15 protein-coding genes are annotated in these 15,280 nt (G+C 57.0%); 10 read left to right on the top strand and 5 right to left on the bottom strand.

The window, feature by feature from the left end:
* Positions 1-24: 24 nt before the first annotated feature.
* Together CIK74_RS08815 and CIK74_RS08810 are read right to left on the bottom strand one after the other, a co-directional pair.
* Positions 25-669, bottom strand: a complete 645-nt coding sequence (locus CIK74_RS08815) for a YqaJ viral recombinase family protein (protein ID WP_229676922.1) — start codon at positions 667-669, stop codon at positions 25-27.
* A gap of 64 nt (positions 670-733) precedes the next feature.
* The gene (locus CIK74_RS08810) at positions 734-997 is read right to left on the bottom strand and encodes a thiol reductase thioredoxin (RefSeq protein WP_096255647.1); all 264 of its coding nucleotides are present in this window, start codon (positions 995-997) and stop codon (positions 734-736) included.
* A gap of 126 nt (positions 998-1,123) precedes the next feature.
* On the opposite strand from CIK74_RS08810, the gene CIK74_RS08805 reads away from it, so the two are divergent.
* The 3 genes from CIK74_RS08805 to CIK74_RS08795 all read left to right on the top strand — a co-directional run bounded on the left by CIK74_RS08805 (position 1,124) and on the right by CIK74_RS08795 (position 4,410).
* Positions 1,124-1,852, top strand: a complete 729-nt coding sequence (locus CIK74_RS08805; RefSeq protein WP_096255646.1) for an ABC transporter ATP-binding protein — start codon at positions 1,124-1,126, stop codon at positions 1,850-1,852.
* Positions 1,849-3,177: an FtsX-like permease family protein gene (locus tag CIK74_RS08800; protein WP_096255645.1), complete on the top strand. Its 1,329-nt coding sequence runs from the start codon at positions 1,849-1,851 to the stop codon at positions 3,175-3,177. Before CIK74_RS08805 ends, CIK74_RS08800 begins: the two co-directional genes overlap by 4 nt.
* Before the next feature lie 183 nt (positions 3,178-3,360).
* Positions 3,361-4,410: an ABC transporter substrate-binding protein gene (locus tag CIK74_RS08795; RefSeq protein WP_096255643.1), complete on the top strand. Its 1,050-nt coding sequence runs from the start codon at positions 3,361-3,363 to the stop codon at positions 4,408-4,410.
* Between the two features lie 3 nt (positions 4,411-4,413).
* Here CIK74_RS08795 and CIK74_RS08790 read toward each other — a convergent pair whose 3' ends face one another.
* Complete coding sequence (locus CIK74_RS08790) at positions 4,414-5,199, bottom strand: MBL fold metallo-hydrolase (protein WP_240520503.1); 786 nt, start codon at positions 5,197-5,199, stop codon at positions 4,414-4,416.
* A 35-nt stretch (positions 5,200-5,234) separates the two neighbouring features.
* Here CIK74_RS08790 and CIK74_RS08785 point away from each other — a divergent pair, with 35 nt between their 5' ends.
* From CIK74_RS08785 to CIK74_RS08775, 3 genes are read left to right on the top strand one after another with little or no spacing between them, the layout of a single operon-like run.
* Positions 5,235-6,284: an iron ABC transporter permease gene (locus CIK74_RS08785; protein WP_096255640.1), complete on the top strand. Its 1,050-nt coding sequence runs from the start codon at positions 5,235-5,237 to the stop codon at positions 6,282-6,284.
* Positions 6,281-7,342: an iron ABC transporter permease gene (locus tag CIK74_RS08780; RefSeq protein ID WP_240520502.1), complete on the top strand. Its 1,062-nt coding sequence runs from the start codon at positions 6,281-6,283 to the stop codon at positions 7,340-7,342. Before CIK74_RS08785 ends, CIK74_RS08780 begins: the two co-directional genes overlap by 4 nt.
* Positions 7,343-7,345: 3 nt before the next feature.
* A complete protein-coding gene (locus CIK74_RS08775) occupies positions 7,346-9,271 on the top strand; it encodes an SIP domain-containing protein (protein ID WP_096255638.1) in 1,926 nt (641 codons plus the stop codon).
* A gap of 76 nt (positions 9,272-9,347) precedes the next feature.
* Here CIK74_RS08775 and CIK74_RS08770 read toward each other — a convergent pair whose 3' ends face one another.
* Entirely contained in the window at positions 9,348-9,809 is a 462-nt protein-coding gene (locus CIK74_RS08770; RefSeq protein WP_096255637.1) for a MarR family transcriptional regulator, read from the bottom strand.
* A 95-nt stretch (positions 9,810-9,904) separates the two neighbouring features.
* Here CIK74_RS08770 and CIK74_RS08765 point away from each other — a divergent pair, with 95 nt between their 5' ends.
* Positions 9,905-11,746, top strand: a complete 1,842-nt coding sequence (locus CIK74_RS08765; protein WP_308422385.1) for an ABC transporter ATP-binding protein — start codon at positions 9,905-9,907, stop codon at positions 11,744-11,746.
* On the opposite strand, the gene CIK74_RS08760 is transcribed toward CIK74_RS08765, so the two are convergent.
* Complete coding sequence (locus tag CIK74_RS08760) at positions 11,743-12,231, bottom strand: MarR family winged helix-turn-helix transcriptional regulator (protein WP_096255635.1); 489 nt, start codon at positions 12,229-12,231, stop codon at positions 11,743-11,745. The two genes, CIK74_RS08765 and CIK74_RS08760, sit on opposite strands and share 4 nt — an antisense overlap.
* A gap of 152 nt (positions 12,232-12,383) precedes the next feature.
* Between CIK74_RS08760 and CIK74_RS08755 the strand changes: the two genes are divergently transcribed.
* From CIK74_RS08755 to CIK74_RS08745, 3 genes are all read left to right on the top strand, one after another.
* A complete protein-coding gene (locus CIK74_RS08755) occupies positions 12,384-12,959 on the top strand; it encodes an NAD(P)H-dependent oxidoreductase (RefSeq protein ID WP_096255633.1) in 576 nt (191 codons plus the stop codon).
* Positions 12,960-13,101: 142 nt separating this feature from the next.
* Positions 13,102-14,211: a glutathione S-transferase C-terminal domain-containing protein gene (locus CIK74_RS08750; protein ID WP_096255631.1), complete on the top strand. Its 1,110-nt coding sequence runs from the start codon at positions 13,102-13,104 to the stop codon at positions 14,209-14,211.
* A 162-nt stretch (positions 14,212-14,373) separates the two neighbouring features.
* A complete protein-coding gene (locus CIK74_RS08745; protein ID WP_096255630.1) occupies positions 14,374-15,270 on the top strand; it encodes an RNase H family protein in 897 nt (298 codons plus the stop codon).
* Positions 15,271-15,280 lie beyond the last annotated feature (10 nt).

The following is a 15,280-nucleotide window of genomic DNA, read 5'->3' as shown; positions in this document are numbered from 1 at the left end:
GTAAACCTCCTGCGCCTTGGATATTTAGAGGCGCAGGGCCGCCGGACCGTAATCCAGATACTGCTGTTCGCGGGAGGTTGACTCCCGCAAGGCGGCAATGAGTTGCTCGGCTTTGTCGATGAGGTCTTGGATCATCGAGTCGTCTCGCTCGATCCAAAGGAACTCGGGGACCGCCTGAACTGGCACGAAGTTATAGTGCTGTTCCCAGACGAACAAGGTGCGTTGAGCGCCGATGACATGCTGCTGCCAGAGGACCTGGCGAAGGTAATTTTTAGGGATCCGTTTGAACGGCTTATTGGTAGTCTTAATTTCCGCTAATACCGGTGCGCCATCTTGATCAAAGCCCAAACCGTCTGGGGTTGCCAAATGCAGCCGAGAATTTTGTGAGTGGAAAAGTTGTGAGGAAGGGAAAATATTGAAGTTTTCCTGCACCCAAGCGGCGATGACCGGCTCGCGACGTCGGCCGTGCTCGGTGTAAGTGTTACCGGAGAACCCTGAACCGTAGAGCTTGTCCCAGGCGGCATTCCGAATGGATTTTTCGGTAGACAGCTTAGCTACGTCTGTCGCGGTGATACCTTGTGACCGTGCCCGTAACCATTCAATACGGTTAGTGGAATCTGCCAACACTCGTTGGAAGCATTCATGGTCAACATTAGGCACACTAGTCACCTGATCCATTCTTCCCCATGAAGTGGCTTATCCGGTGCAACATCGCGCTGAAACGTAGGTGAGCCTAGTCGCTGACATGGGCTATGGCAGATAATAATTGCTGCAAAGTTGGGGTGTCGGCTGCCCGGAACTTTTCTTCGCCGTGCACCAGCAGACGAATCACCGGTGTTGAAGTTACCGCTAATTCTTTGCCGCGGGCTACCTGTTCCACCACATCGATCTCCTCGACGTTGAGGAAGGGCAGCAGTTCTTGGGCACGGTGAACTACCTGTCGTGCGCGCACGCAGGGCGCACAAAATGGTTGGGTATAAAGTTCGAGCAGCATCATCAACGAGCCTACCTCCAGATGCTTAGCCAGGCAGAGCGTTGGCTCCTACCGGGGGATGAGTTCGCCCACGTACAACTCCATCGGCGTTCCGATGTGCCTGAGCGGCAGGGTTGGGAACATTAGGTTATGCTTCAGAATTCGTATGTATCCAATCCAGTTATTTCAGCCCGCCGGTTGCTCAGAAGTTACGGCAGTACCCATGCGCTCAACGGCATTGACGTTGATATCGCGGCCGGGACAGCGGTTGCGATTATGGGTCCCTCCGGCTCGGGCAAGTCCACCTTGCTGCACGCGTTGGCTGGCATCGAGTTGCCCGATTCGGGCACGGTCACCCTCAACTTGCCGGGCCAAGCGCCGGTTGAAGTTGATGGGCTTGGTGACAGCGCAAGAACCAAGTTGCGCCGCGAAGCCTTTGGTTTCGTTTTTCAGTCCGGACTGTTGATTCCGGAACTGACGGCCGAAGAAAACGTGGCGATGGCTCTGATGGTCAACGGCGTACCACGCACCGCAGCAATCGCGCGTGCCGTGGAAGCGTTGCAGCAGTTGGGTCTGGCAGGGATGGAACAACGGCGCATCGGTCAGCTTTCCGGTGGGCAACAACAGCGTGTAGCTATCGCACGAGCGCAGGTCACTGGTGCGAGCATAGTCTTTGCCGATGAACCTACGGGCGCCTTGGATTCGGTGACCGGCAGCGAGGTTCTGGATATCTTAATGCAGTGCACCGTGGGGATGGGTAAGAGCCTGGTGATGGTCACCCATGACCGTCAGGTAGCCCAACGCTGTCACCGGATCTTAACGCTTCAAGACGGCAAGATCACCGCGGATGACTCAGTTGTTCAGGGGCCTCGTTCATGAATACCTTGCATATGGCGTGGATGCTCGCACGGCCGAGTAGTTCCGGGCGAATCGTGCAATTGTTGACGGTTGGTGCCTACACCATGGTCAGCGCCATGGTGCTGATAGTGCTTGGTGGAGCTTGGTCATTTACCAAGCTGGAAGGCGACGCGCAAGGGTTTTATATTCCTTTAGCCGCGTTTGCGCTGGTGCTGTTGGTTGTCCCGTTGTTGGTCTTAGGATCCTCGGCTGCCAAACTTTCGGCTCGCGCTCAAGACCGGGCCTTATCTTCATTGCGTCTCTTGGGTGCCACAGGACTTCAGGTTCGTGCAGTTGCGGTGATTCAGGCTGCCGCTACGGCGCTAGTGGGCGCGATCTGCGGGGTGGTGCTGTATTTGGCGTTGGCCCCGGCGGTAGCGCTGGTGAAGTTCCAAGGTGAAGCTATTGGCACGGCGATCTTCCTTCCTCCGCTGGCAACTGCCGCGGCGGTACTTGCGGTGTTATTGCTCTCGGTGGTTAGTGCACTGGCTGGTTTACGTAAGTTGGTCATTACTCCATTGGCGGTGGCTACCCGGCGTTCGGTGCCGATGCCCAGCTGGATGCGCGCGGTAATAGCGATCGGTAGCATCGTGGTGATCTACACGTTGTTCTCTAAGGTTGGTCTGTTGCCGGTGGGCCTGGGCGTACTGATCACCATCGTCATTTCCGGTTTCGGGGTGGGTCTGTTGGCACTAAACCTGATTGGGCCGTGGCTTGTAGCCAAGGTGGGCACGGCGAAACTGAAGAAGGCCGAGAGCCCTGAACAGCTGTTGGCTGCTCGCATGATTTTGGAGTCGCCCGGTGGCGCCTGGCGTCAGGTATCGGGCGTGGCTATGGCTGCCTTCGTGGCCGTCATCGGTGGTTCTGGGGCGGCGATGTTTGCATTTTCGGAGAATGATGTGGCCGGCTCGTGGGAGATGTACTTGAGCGCCGATGTGTTAACCGGTGTGCTGGTGACGCTGAGTATCTCCTTAATATGTGTGGCCATCTCCGCGGCGATTAGCCAATGTGCCGGCACCTTGGATCGTCAAGACCTATATTTGGGGCTTCACCGTTTAGGGGTTGATTTAGGCGTAGTCAACAAGGCGCGAGTTAAAAGCGTGATGATTCCGGCATTAACCGTGGCCATAGGTTTTACCGTGGCTTCTGCGGCGCTGGTGTTGCCCTTCGCGTCGTTGGCGTTGTTGCTGAAGCCACTGACGGTCGCCACGGTGCTGGTCGTCTTACTTGCGGGGCTGCTGGTGATCCGGTTGTCACTAAACATCGCTGACCCACGCAGGTTGTTGGCAGATCATTCCGGTCGATAAGACCAGGTGACGTCCGAGGTTAGGGGTAGCTCAGCTGACCTGAGGCTAAGTAACGTGGATTACATGTCCTTGATGTTGCGTATTGAAGTGAGATCGGCGTAAAGTTGCATGCGGTTCACATAGGTTTACCTAACCTAAGTGCCGGTTATTTTATGACAACTCGCAACGTCTGGATTATGACCCATGAAAATTACGCGTCGTGCTGGCCTACTGGCAGCAACCTCCGCAATCTTGGCACTTGGCCTTAGCGCCTGTGGCTCGACATCGACCACAGAACCAAAGAGTTCGGATTCCGCTGGATCGAGCTTCACCCCGGTGAGTATCGAAAATATTTACGGCGAAACCGAAATTACCGAGAAGCCTGAGAAGGTAGCGACGATTTCATGGGCTAACGCCGATGCGGTACTAGCACTGGGAACCGTGCCGGTCGGCATGGACATCGATGCTTATGGTCAGAACGCCAACAACTCGACGGACTGGAAGGACGCCAAGCTAGAAGAGCTTGGTGCTCCTATCGGCTCGGAGAACGCGCCGGTACAGTACAAGATCGGTGACGACCTTGACTACACCGGAATCGCCGCGAGCAAGCCCGACGTCATCTTCGCCCCGTATTCGGGCTTGACGAAGGAACAGTACGAGAAGCTACAGGAAATTGCACCAGTAGTCGGCCCGATTAAGCCGAACTACACCACCAGCTGGGAAGAAACCACCGAAGCCGCCGGCCAGATGCTTGGCAAGGCAGAGGAAGCCGACGCGCTGGTTAAGAAAATCGAAGGCGAGCTGGCACAGGTTGGCGAGGACAACAAGGCCTTGAAGGACACCACCTTCATCGCTGCGGACCTCTCCGCCCCGGACGCCGCCTATGTGTACTCCGAAGGGGACACCCGTCCGCGCTTCCTGTCAGCCTTGGGCATGACTCAGGCAGACTACGTCCAGAAGAACGCCGAGAAGGACACCTTCTTCTTCACCGTGTCCCCTGAAAAGGTCAACGAGTGGGATTCGGATATCGTCTTCGCCTCTGCCCTTGCTGGCAACAGCGTCGAGGACATCGTCAAGGCTCAGCCACTATACGGTCAGATCCCTGCGGTGAAGAATAAGGCATTGGCCCTACCGGGAGATGACCAGGCCACCTTGGCCATCTCCGCAGCTTCGCCACTGTCCATCGAATGGGCGCTGGAGCACGTAGTTCCAAAGATCGTCACGGCTGCCGAAAACGCAGCGGCCGCCAAGTAACAACTAAGGATTTAAGCCTAGATAGTGCAATTGCGCTTCCAAGGATCGGCTAGCTGCGCCCACCAAGCGCGCATCGAGGCCGGGGTAGACAAGTTCCAGCAAATGCGCTGGTTGCACGTCGGCCCCGGCCTTGCCGAGTTTGTCCAGGGCCGCACGCACCTGGTCCAACCGCGTTTCGCGATGTGTCAGATAAGTCTGAAGCAACGGATGGGACACCTCATGTTGCTCACCGTGAGCCGGATGCAATGCCATATCCGGCATCGCCAGCAGCCGCTGCAACGACGCCAAGTAATCGGCCAAGGTCCCATCGGGATGTTCCAAAATAGTTGTGCCGCGGCCCAGTACGGTATCTCCGGTGAACAGGTGGGAAGTTTCGCCCCGGCGGATAAAGCACACCGAGTCCGAAGTGTGTCCCGGAGTGAAAACCACCTGAACCTCAATTCCTGCGGCCCCGATGACTTCCAAGTCTTCAAAGATCTCCGCCTCTCGGCAGTGCTCTTCGAGCCGGGCTCGCACCGGTGCCCCGGTCAAGCTGTGCAGGGTATCAATTCCGCCGGTATGATCCGCATGCCGGTGGGTGATCAGCACCAGCTGGATGTCGAAGGCCGCCAAGGCGTGCAGGTGGGCTTGAAGATCAGGGCCCGGGTCAATGAGAACTGCTGGGGTTCGCGCAGTCAGCTCGGTGCAGGCTGGGTCAAAGAGCAAATAAGAATTGGTCCCGTCCAACGTCATTTCCGAAGGATTCTCGGCGCGCAACAGGCCGACGCCAGGGGCGATAATAGTGGGCAAGGGAAGATGAGCCATAGCAACGAGTGTAGGAAGCAATGACCGCGACTAAAAGTATTACGCCCCATGTAGGGCAAGTGAAGTCGCCGAGGGTAGGTAGAAAACTCACCGCCTTCCTCATACTTTTCCTCTTGCTAGCTCTGGCGGTCTTCGCCTCGTTGCTTCTTGGAGCCCGGAGCGTCTCGCTGGATACCGTCACCGACGCGATCTGGAATTTTGATCCGACCAATGGGGATCAGGGTGTGGTTGCTTCGCGCTTTGCCCGGACCGTCGGTGCCATCGTGGTCGGTGCAGCGTTGGGCATGGCCGGCGCCGGATTACAGGGGCTGACCCGCAACCCACTGGCAGATACCGGAATCCTGGGGCTGAACGCCGGGTCCTCGATGAGTGTGGTGTTGGCTATCGGCTTCCTCGGTGTAAGCTCGCTAGCCGGAATTATGGCCGCCGCTTTTATCGGTGCAGCGGTAGTGATGATCTTGGTTTATCTCGTAGCCAATGTGGGACGCGAGGGGGCCACCCCGATCAAACTTGCCTTGGGCGGTGCCGCCTTGGCCGTGGGTGTCGGAGCGGTCACCAATGCGATCCTAATGATCTCGGATTCCACCCTGGACCGATTCCGCATGTGGCAGATCGGCTCGCTGTCTACCACCGGAATTGACACCTTCCTGAGCGCCATCCCCGTCGTGGTCCTTGGGGCCTTGATTGTGTTGTCCACCGCGAAGGTTTCCAACGCCGTTTCCATGGGTGATGACACGGCGACCGCGCTGGGCTTCAACCTGGGCCGCGCCCGGGTGATCGGTTCGATAGGCGTGGTGGTGCTGGCCGGTACCGCCACCGCGGTCGCTGGCCCGATTGCCTTTGTGGGCCTGATGATTCCCCACGCGGTGCGGCTATTGGTCGGCTCTGACTACCGTTGGCTGATGCCTGCCTGTTTAATTGCCGGACCGATCTTGTTGCTGGTAGCCGATACCGTGGGACGTATCATCGCGCCACCAAGTGAAATTCAGGTGGGCGTCATGTGCGCCATGCTCGGTGGTCCGATCTTTATCATCATGATGCGTAGCGGCATGAAGTCGGTGAGCCTGTGAGCTCGAAAGAGATCACCTCAACTACCAGCGGGCTCGAGGCAAATAAACCAACGAGAGCCGCTGCCCGGTCACATCGCGTGCATCGCAGTGCGCTGTGGATGGCGCTAGCTATCGTGGTCACCGCACTGGCATATCTGTTCTGGGGCCGTGACCGGCTCCCCGCAGTGGAAGTACTCCAGGTACTCGGCGGAGAAAAGGTTCCCGGAACAAGTTTCATCATCATGTCAGACCGTCTACCGCGACTAGCCGTCGGCGCCCTGGCAGGTGCCGGACTAGGCATCTCTGGTGCCCTGTTCCAGCGCTGGCTGGGCAACCCGTTGGCCAGCCCCGATGTGATCGGTGTGGGCTATGGCGCCTCGGCGGCCGCGGTCTTTGCGATGATTGTCTTGGGCTACAACGACTGGAAGCTCAACGCCTTTGCACTGGCAGGCGGCCTGCTGGTTGCCGCACTGATCTATTGGCTTTCGGCCTCGGGAAAACGCACCGGCTCCCGGCTGATCCTTGCTGGTCTGGCCATCGGGGCCATGCTGCAGGCACTCATCCAATACCTGCTGACCCAAGCGCAGCTAAATACCGCCAGTGATGTGATGCACTGGCTGACCGGCTCGCTTTCTTCGAGCAACTGGGATAGCGCACTGTTGCTCTTGGTTCCGTTGGGAACCATCGCCGTCTTTTTACTTCCCTTCGTATTGCGTCAGCTGAAGATGCTTGAATTGGGGGAGGACGCCGCTGCAGCTCTGGGTCTAAACGTGGGCTGGGCCCGGGTGCTATTGGTATTCGTCGCGGTGGCAATGGGTGCCTTACCCATTGCGGTGACCGGTCCGTTAGCCTTTGTGGCATTTTTGGCAGGACCTATCAGCGCTGCGCTCACTCGGGGTCCCATTAATATTCCGCTGGCGGCCCTGACCGGAGCAACGCTGGTGATCGTTGCCAACTTCTTTGCGGCGAACTTGTTCGCAGATCTTTCATTGCCGGTAGGAGTTATCACCGGCGCATTCGGCGCACCGTTCCTCATTTGGGTCCTGGTGCGTACAAATTCAACAGGAAGCGGGGGATAACCCATGGCCCAACTTCAGGCAAACGATCTGACCCTGGCCTATGACAAGGTCACCATCGTCGACGAACTGTCCTTGGATATCCCCACCGGGGAAGTGACCATCGTGGTGGGGGCTAACGGCTGTGGCAAGTCCACGTTGCTGCGCGCGCTATCGCGACTGCTCAAGCCTGCCGGTGGCAAGGTGCTACTGGATGGCCAGGATATTCATACTAAGCCGGCCAAGGAAGTCGCTAAGACGTTGGGCTTGCTGCCGCAGTCACCGACGGCGCCGGACGGTATCACCGCCCGTGAGCTGATCAGCCGCGGACGCTACCCACATCAGGGTCTGTTCAAACGCTTCTCCGCCGAGGACGAGGCAGCAGTTAACCGCGCGCTGGAACTGACCGGGACCATGGAACTAGCGGACCGTGCGGTGGATGAGCTTTCCGGCGGTCAACGCCAACGCGTATGGATAGCGATGGCGCTGGCCCAAGAAACCGAGCTGCTGTTACTTGATGAACCAACCACGTTCTTAGATGTTGCGCATCAGCTTGAAGTACTCGATGTAATTAGTGAACTAAACCGCACGCGCGGAATCACCGTGGTGATTGTGCTCCATGATCTGAACCTCGCCGCACGCTATGCAGATCATTTAGTGGCCTTGCGTGAAGGAAAAATTTACGCCGCCGGTCACCCCAACGAGGTAGTCACCGAACGCACCGTCAAGGATGTCTTTGGAATGCCAAGCCGGGTAATCCCAGACCCGGTCGCTGGCACCCCCCTGGTGTTGCCTATCGGACGCCACCGGGTGTTGCGCACCGAAAACGTGCTCGCTGCCCAAGGCATTGTGCGCTCTCCAGAATTTGTTGAACTCACCAAATCGGCGGTCAAACAAGAACCTACGGTAGCTGACGAACTACAAACGCCGGTCTTAGCTCCGCAAGAGGTCGAGCCGGCGCAACTTCGTCCAGGAGCCGAGCACCTTGCCACCCTGGCCTACCAGTGCATGGTGATGCGCACACAGGACTTAACCCCTGCCTTCCGCCGGATCACCGTGGGAGGTACTGATCTTTCGCACTTCGGCACCAACAGTCACTCGCTAGATATGCGCATCAAGCTTTTGTTGCCACCTGCAGGCGGCTCGGCGCTCACCGAGGAGATCGCAGCGTTGCGTCCCGAGGCATTGTCCAGCCCGGCAGGGCAGGAAGGATGGTACCGGCGCTGGCTTTCCATTGATCCGAGTTCCCGCGGCTATATGCGCACTTACACCGTTCGCGCCTTCCGCGAGGTGGGACACCGCGACAACCTCGGTGATACCGCAGAGCTGGATATTGACTTTGTGATGCATGGGCAGGTGGTCAACGGTGCGCTGCAAGGTGGGCCGGCGACCGAATTTGCGGACAGGGCCCAGGTCGGGGACGAACTGCTCTTGCTCGGTCCGAACCGTGCGCTCAGTGACGAGACCTATGGTGGCATTGAATTCCGCCCCGGAGGCGCTCGCCGTGTGGTGCTGGCTGGAGATGAAACCGCAGCTCCGGCCATTTGCGCAATTCTTGAAGCATTGCCTGCCAATGTCACCGGGCATGCACTGATTGAGGTTCCGGATACCGACGATATCCTTGGCGCCTCCACCCGTTCAGGTGTTTCGGTACAGTGGCTGACCCGTGGCACTAACGAGCATGGGGTGTTGCTTGCCGCAGCGGTGAAGGACGTCGTAGCGATTCCGGCGGCCGGCGCGGTGCACACCGATGCGGATCCGGAAGATATTGACATCGATGAGCAGATCCTCTGGGAAACCGGGGCTGCGGAATCTGCACCGTTCTACGCCTGGATTGCCGGTGAAGCCGGGATGGTCAAGGAATTGCGTCGTTACCTAGTGCGTGAGGCAGGGATCAATCGCAAGCAGGTGGCTTTCATGGGGTACTGGCGCCGGGGTAAAACCGAGAACTAGCCCAGTCGAAGAAGGGTGGTTCCACAGGCAGCAGCATTGCCTGTGGAACCACCCTTCCGCGGTTTAAATTAGTTTTCTAACAGCGTGGGTCACCGGGTGCGTCTGCCACGAGGAGGCCCAAGATTCTGCTCAGTTCTGCCCGGTCATCGTCGCCGAGGGTGGAGAAAAATTCTTCGTGGCTTTGCTTCCGCTCGCCATGTAATTTTTGTAGCAGTTCACGCCCCGAATCGGTCAGCGTGATCAAGCTGGCGCGACGATCCGCAGGGTCGGGGGTGCGGGTGGCCAAGTCCTTGGCGACCAGCTGGTCGATGACCTCGGTGGTGGAGCGTGGGGCAATATGTAGCTTTTCGGCTAACTGCGAGTTGCGCATGCCTTCGGCATCGACGCGTCCTAACAGCATCATGGTACGAACTTGATGAGGTGTGATGTCGTAGGGGGTCAAGGCGTGGCGCCATTTACCACGAAGCATACGAGAACTGCGATTGAACAGGTCGACCAAGTCAGGGCCGGACTCTTGGGGAAGCATGTGCTTAAGCATAGGGTGTTTTTCCCAACAATTTCAAGATGGAACCACATAGTGAGGTTACCTCTGCTATTCTTGAGGTAATTAGAACAAGAAGGTCGGAGGTGCTCATGGTTGGAATGCCAATGGGTGGACTAGGTGGTGGCGCAGGCGGCACACGCCCGGGGAATTCCCAAAAAGATAAAGAATGGTTGCAGGACCATCCCGTCTCCCTGCGCCGCATTGCGGAACTTTTCCGTCCACATCTGCGCACGGTAATTTTTGTGATGCTACTGATCGTCGCATCATCGCTGATTGGCTTGGCACAGCCTTTCATCATCAGGGAACTGATCGATGTGGCCATCCCAGAGCAAAACGTCAAACTACTGTTGGCGTTGGCTGGTGGGCTGGTACTCATTGCCTTGGTAAACGCGGTACTCGGAGTAGTGCAGACCTGGAGAGCCACCCTGATGGGTCAAAAGGTCATGCATAGGTTGCGCACCGGACTTTTCACTCACCTGCAAAAACAATCTCTAGGGTTCTTCACCAATGCTCGCTCTGGCGAGGTGCAGTCACGGCTGACCAATGATGTCGGACAGATGCAATCGGTGATCACCAACTCGGCCACCTCAATCGCTTCAAACCTCACCACGGTGGTAGCTACGGCCTGCGCGATGGTTGCAATTTCCTGGCAGCTGAGCCTGATCTCGCTCGTGGTCTTGCCGCCGGCGATTATCTTGGCAAAACAAACAGCAAAACTGCGCCGGAAAATCACCGGGGCACGACAACGCGAAATGTCCACGCTCACTTCGATTATTGAAGAGCGGCTCAGTATCTCCGGGGTTCGTCTTGCCAAGGTGATGGGTACTGGCACCTTAGATGCCGAACAGTTCACCGACTCCAGCTCAAAACTCATAGATCTGGAAATGCGTAGTGCGCTCGCCGGACGGTGGCGCATGGCAGCGATGTCGATTATTTTCGCCGGGGTCCCGGCGATACTTTATATCGTTGCGGGGCTTCCGGTCACCGGGGATGGCATGAGCATTGGTACTCTCGTGGCCTTCACCGGGTTGCAGGCGGGAATTTTCCGGCCGGTGATGGGGCTGATGAGTATTTCTATTCAGTGGGTCTCGGCGCTGGCGCTCTTTAGCCGAGTGTTTGAGTTCCTCGACGCTGATCAGGCGCTGCCGGTACCAAACCAGCCACGTCGACTGGCCCATGATGCGGTGCGCGGTGACGTGGAATTCAAGAATGTAGATTTTCGGTATCCCGGGGCGCGTGCCAATACCTTGCGGGGGATCAACTTAAAACTCGAGCCGGGCACCATGACCGCGGTGGTCGGGGCTACCGGCTCGGGCAAATCAACGCTCGGATCCTTGGTCCCACGACTGTTAGATCCAAGCTCGGGCACTGTGAGCTTAGATGGTGTGGAGCTGCGCCAGGTCCAACCGCAGGACATCGCGGACGTTGTATCCGTGGTGGCTCAGGAAAGCTACCTGTTGCACGCTAGTGTTCGCGAGAACCTGCTTTGGGCTGCCCCGAACGCCGATGAGCAACAATTGTGGAACGCTTTGGAAGCGGCACAAATCGCGGAGCTGATTCGCTCCCTTCCCGAGGGAATAGATACCCAGGTTGGGCAGCGTGGTCACCGCTTCTCCGGCGGTGAACAGCAGCGTCTGGCCATCGCCCGCACGATGTTGCGTCAGCCAAAGGTGCTGGTTCTGGATGAGGCCACCAGTGCCTTAGACACGGTCACCGAAGCACTGGTCCAACAAGCCTTGGATGAACTGGCTTTGGGACGTACCACCTTGTTGATTGCCCACCGATTGAGCACCGTGTTACGCGCTGACAAAATTGTAGTGCTCGACGAGGGACAGATCATTGAGTCTGGAACCTTTGAAGAGTTGGTCAAGCTGGACGGTAAATTTGCTCGGCTGGTAAACAATAGCGAGTTGGCCCAACAGCGCAGCTAGTCCGCTGGAACGCTCTCTGGTTCTCGCGGTGTAATTGCGGCTAAAATCTTAGGTAAGGCAGTTTCTAGAGCCGCGTGCTCCGCAGGAGTTAGCGAATCAAAGAGCGACTGGCGAACGAACTGCACATGTAATGGCGCTGCCTCGCGGATTGCCTGCCAGCCTTGCTCGGATAATCCGATCTGGTGACCTCGGCGGTCTAGGGCGTCGGAGCAGCGAGTGATAAGCCCTTTAGCTTCCATGCGGCGCAAAAGGTGTGAGAGTCTGGAGCGGTCCCAACGCAGCTCGTTAGCCACCTCCGCAGGGCGTAACGAAGTCTCTTTCGACTCGGAGAGCACCGCGAGGACCGAGTACTCGCCTGATTGCATGGCCGAATCTTGGGAAAGCTGACGATCCATGGCACTGGGGAACTGCCAGATGAACTCGCGGATGATTTGCCAGAGGTTCTGCTCGCGTTCGTTGAGCCAGCGAGTATCTTCGGATCCCATGTTTTCTTTTCTCCTATGTGCAAAGAGTAGTGAGTGGCACACTCTCAAAGTTGTTGACACATCAATCATCTCGTGTAATGTTGTTTTTAGCAAGACTTGATGACGCGTCAATCATAATGAAGTGGCGCACTACAATGCCAGGGAGCAACAAGATGTTGAAAATCGCTATTATTACCGGATCCACCCGCCCAGGACGTAACAACCACGGTGTGGCTCAGTGGGTATTGGAACAGGCTCAGCAGCGCGATGACGCCAGCTACGAGTTGGTGGACATCGCCGATTACAACTTGCCACTGCTAGACGAAGCGTTCCCTGCCGCGTACCAGAACTACCAGAACGAAGCCACTCAACTCTGGTCGGCAAAGATTGCCGAGTTTGACGGGTACATCTTCGTTACCCCTGAATACAACCATTCGATCGCACCGGCACTGGCTAACGCGCTGTCCTACCTGAATGCGGAATTCACCAATAAGGCAGCCGGCATTGTGGGTTACGGCTCGGCTATGGGAGCCCGCGCGGTAGAGCACCTACGCGGTATTCTTTCCGAACTGCAGATCGCTCATGTGCAGAAGACCGGCATGTTCTCGCTATTTAGCGACTTCGAGAACTTCTCAGAATTTAAGCCAACCGAGCAGGCATCCGGATCGGTACACCCTATGTTTGACCAGCTTATTTCCTGGGCTACCGCAATGAAGACAGTTCGCGCCTCCGCCTTGGTCAACGCCTAAACAACCCTCGGATGAAGCACGGGAAGTTTGCAAGATAACATCGTGTGCATTGCGGGACAGCACACTACTTTTCGACCAGCCTCAGCGTTAGCCTGTGAATAAGCAGGTTGCAGAAACCAAGGGCAAATCTTCAGGAGAGATCATGAGCAACGAATTTTCGACTAAAGGCGCATACGTCACCGGTGGCGAGTTCACCAGGGACACCAACTACATTCAAGATCGCATCGTGGCAGATTCTCGTCCCGAAGCTTTTGCCGCAGGAGAACCTCAGAGTTCCATCGGTCACCCGCAAGCGGGCCTGGGTGAAGGAGCACAACTGTGGCCAGTTGAAGCAGGACGCTACCGACTCGTTGCAGCGCGTGCCTGCCCATGGGCCAACCGCACACTGATCGTGCGCCGACTGCTCGGGCTAGAAGATGCCATTTCTGTCGCACTGCCAGGTCCCACTCATGATGCGCGCAGCTGGACCTTCGACCTTGATGAGGGCGGCAAAGACCCGGTCCTAGGCACCGAACGAGTCCAAGAAAATTACTTCAAACGATTCGCAGACTACCCGCGTGGGATCACCGTCCCGGCAATCGTGGATATTCCCACCGGTGCCGTAGTCACCAACGACTACCCTCAAATCACCTGGGACTTCTCTACTCAGTGGAAGGAATTCCACCGTGAGGGAGCACCCAACCTGATTCCCGAAGGTTCGCTGGAAGAAATGCTGCCACTGATCAAACGCATCTTCACTGAGGTGAATAACGGCGTTTACCGCGCAGGATTCGCCGGCGGTCAGCAGGCGTATAACGACGCCTATGACCGGCTATTCACCACGCTGGACTACTTGGAAGAGCGCCTTGAAACTCGACGCTTCCTCATGGGAGACCACATTACCGAAGCGGATATCCGGCTGTTCACCACGCTGGCACGCTTCGACCCGGTCTATCACGGTCACTTTAAGGCAAACCGCAATAAACTAACCGACATGCCAAACCTGTGGGGTTATGCCCGGGACCTATTCCAGACCCCAGGTTTTGGCGACACCACAGACTTTGAGCAGATCAAGGCCCACTACTATGTGGTCCATGAAGATATCAACCCCACCCAGATCGTGCCCAAGGGCCCAGACCTGAGTAACTGGCTCGAATCCCATGGACGTGAAGAACTCGCTACCTCGGGTCCTTTCCTCGATGGCACAGCGCCAGATGAGGTACGCCCCGAAGAACGGGTGACCGCCGGACACAACCCGTTATACCCGGCCTAAATTTCCGCACCAAAAACTAAGCAACTCAGCAACAGCATAAGACTGAGACGAAGTCCCGGTGGACCACCTAAAAAGGATCCACCGGGACTTTGCGCGTTAAAAATAGAACATCAGCACGAAGGTCGTCTATAGATGTGGGGTGGACATGGCAGGATTATTAATATGACGATCATTGCGGCAGCTGACGGTTCTGCTCTTGGTAACCCTGGACCTGCGGGGTGGGCCTGGTATATCGATGACAATAACTGGGGCTCCGGCGGTTGGGACCACGGAACCAACAACATGGGTGAACTCCAAGCGGTACTCGAACTCTTCCGAGCCACCGCCAAGGAACCCGAAACCGAACTAAAAATCCTGTGCGACTCCCAATATGCGATTAATTGCATCAGCAAGTGGATGCCGGGATGGAAGAAAAAAGGGTGGAAGAAGTCCGACGGCAAGCCGGTACTCAATCAGGAGATTCTGCGCGAACTCGATACCGCGATTGTCGGACGTAAGTACACCTTCGAGTGGGTTAAAGGCCACGCCGGTCATCAACTCAACGAAGAAGCAGATGACCGTGCTCGTGCCGCGGCCACCGCGCATCAAAGCGGTAAAACGCCAGATCCAGGACCCGGCTACCTCGGTTCAAGCGCACCGGCGACAGCTGGCGCCCCAGCGCCGCAGTCCGAGACGGACTGCGCTGCCGAAGAAAATGCGAGCCTAGATGTCACCGGAACCGTATTCGAATTGGAACAGGGACTGCTCGACGCACAAGTACGCACGAACTTCACCGAGGTTAACGATTTCCTGCATCCTAGCTACCAGGAAATTTGCCGCGACGGTTCACTCTTAGACGTCAGTACCGTGCGTACAATCCTTGAGAGTTCAGGCACCTTGCCGGAAACCGGCCCGGTACAACTACTGACCGCCCGCCTACTGGATACTTCGCTGGTGCTCATCGCTTATCGGATGAACCCCGCCAACTCACCGGTTCTGGTGTGCTCTTCGTGGTGGCAACAAACCAACGCAGGCTGGAAACTACGGTTCCGCCAAGAAACAGTCGAAAACCAAGCATAGATTTTTATCA

It is taken from the genome of Glutamicibacter sp. BW77 (assembly GCF_002332285.1).
In the GTDB taxonomy this organism is placed as follows: Bacteria; Actinomycetota; Actinomycetes; order Actinomycetales; family Micrococcaceae; genus Glutamicibacter; species Glutamicibacter bergerei.
Note: the sequence above shows the minus strand (reverse complement) of the source record. Positions and strands in the feature narration are given on the sequence as shown.

Coding starts and splice junctions, on each gene's coding strand:
- CIK74_RS08785 (WP_096255640.1), top strand. CDS start 5,235: ATGACCGCGACTAAAAGTATTACGCCCCATGTAGGGCAAGTGAAGTCG.
- CIK74_RS08770 (WP_096255637.1), bottom strand. CDS start 9,809: ATGCTTAAGCACATGCTTCCCCAAGAGTCCGGCCCTGACTTGGTCGAC.
- CIK74_RS08775 (WP_096255638.1), top strand. CDS start 7,346: ATGGCCCAACTTCAGGCAAACGATCTGACCCTGGCCTATGACAAGGTC.
- CIK74_RS08805 (WP_096255646.1), top strand. CDS start 1,124: ATGCTTCAGAATTCGTATGTATCCAATCCAGTTATTTCAGCCCGCCGG.
- CIK74_RS08810 (WP_096255647.1), bottom strand. CDS start 997: ATGATGCTGCTCGAACTTTATACCCAACCATTTTGTGCGCCCTGCGTG.
- CIK74_RS08745 (WP_096255630.1), top strand. CDS start 14,374: ATGACGATCATTGCGGCAGCTGACGGTTCTGCTCTTGGTAACCCTGGA.
- CIK74_RS08750 (WP_096255631.1), top strand. CDS start 13,102: ATGAGCAACGAATTTTCGACTAAAGGCGCATACGTCACCGGTGGCGAG.
- CIK74_RS08765 (WP_308422385.1), top strand. CDS start 9,905: ATGGTTGGAATGCCAATGGGTGGACTAGGTGGTGGCGCAGGCGGCACA.
- CIK74_RS08760 (WP_096255635.1), bottom strand. CDS start 12,231: ATGGGATCCGAAGATACTCGCTGGCTCAACGAACGCGAGCAGAACCTC.
- CIK74_RS08755 (WP_096255633.1), top strand. CDS start 12,384: ATGTTGAAAATCGCTATTATTACCGGATCCACCCGCCCAGGACGTAAC.
- CIK74_RS08800 (WP_096255645.1), top strand. CDS start 1,849: ATGAATACCTTGCATATGGCGTGGATGCTCGCACGGCCGAGTAGTTCC.
- CIK74_RS08795 (WP_096255643.1), top strand. CDS start 3,361: ATGAAAATTACGCGTCGTGCTGGCCTACTGGCAGCAACCTCCGCAATC.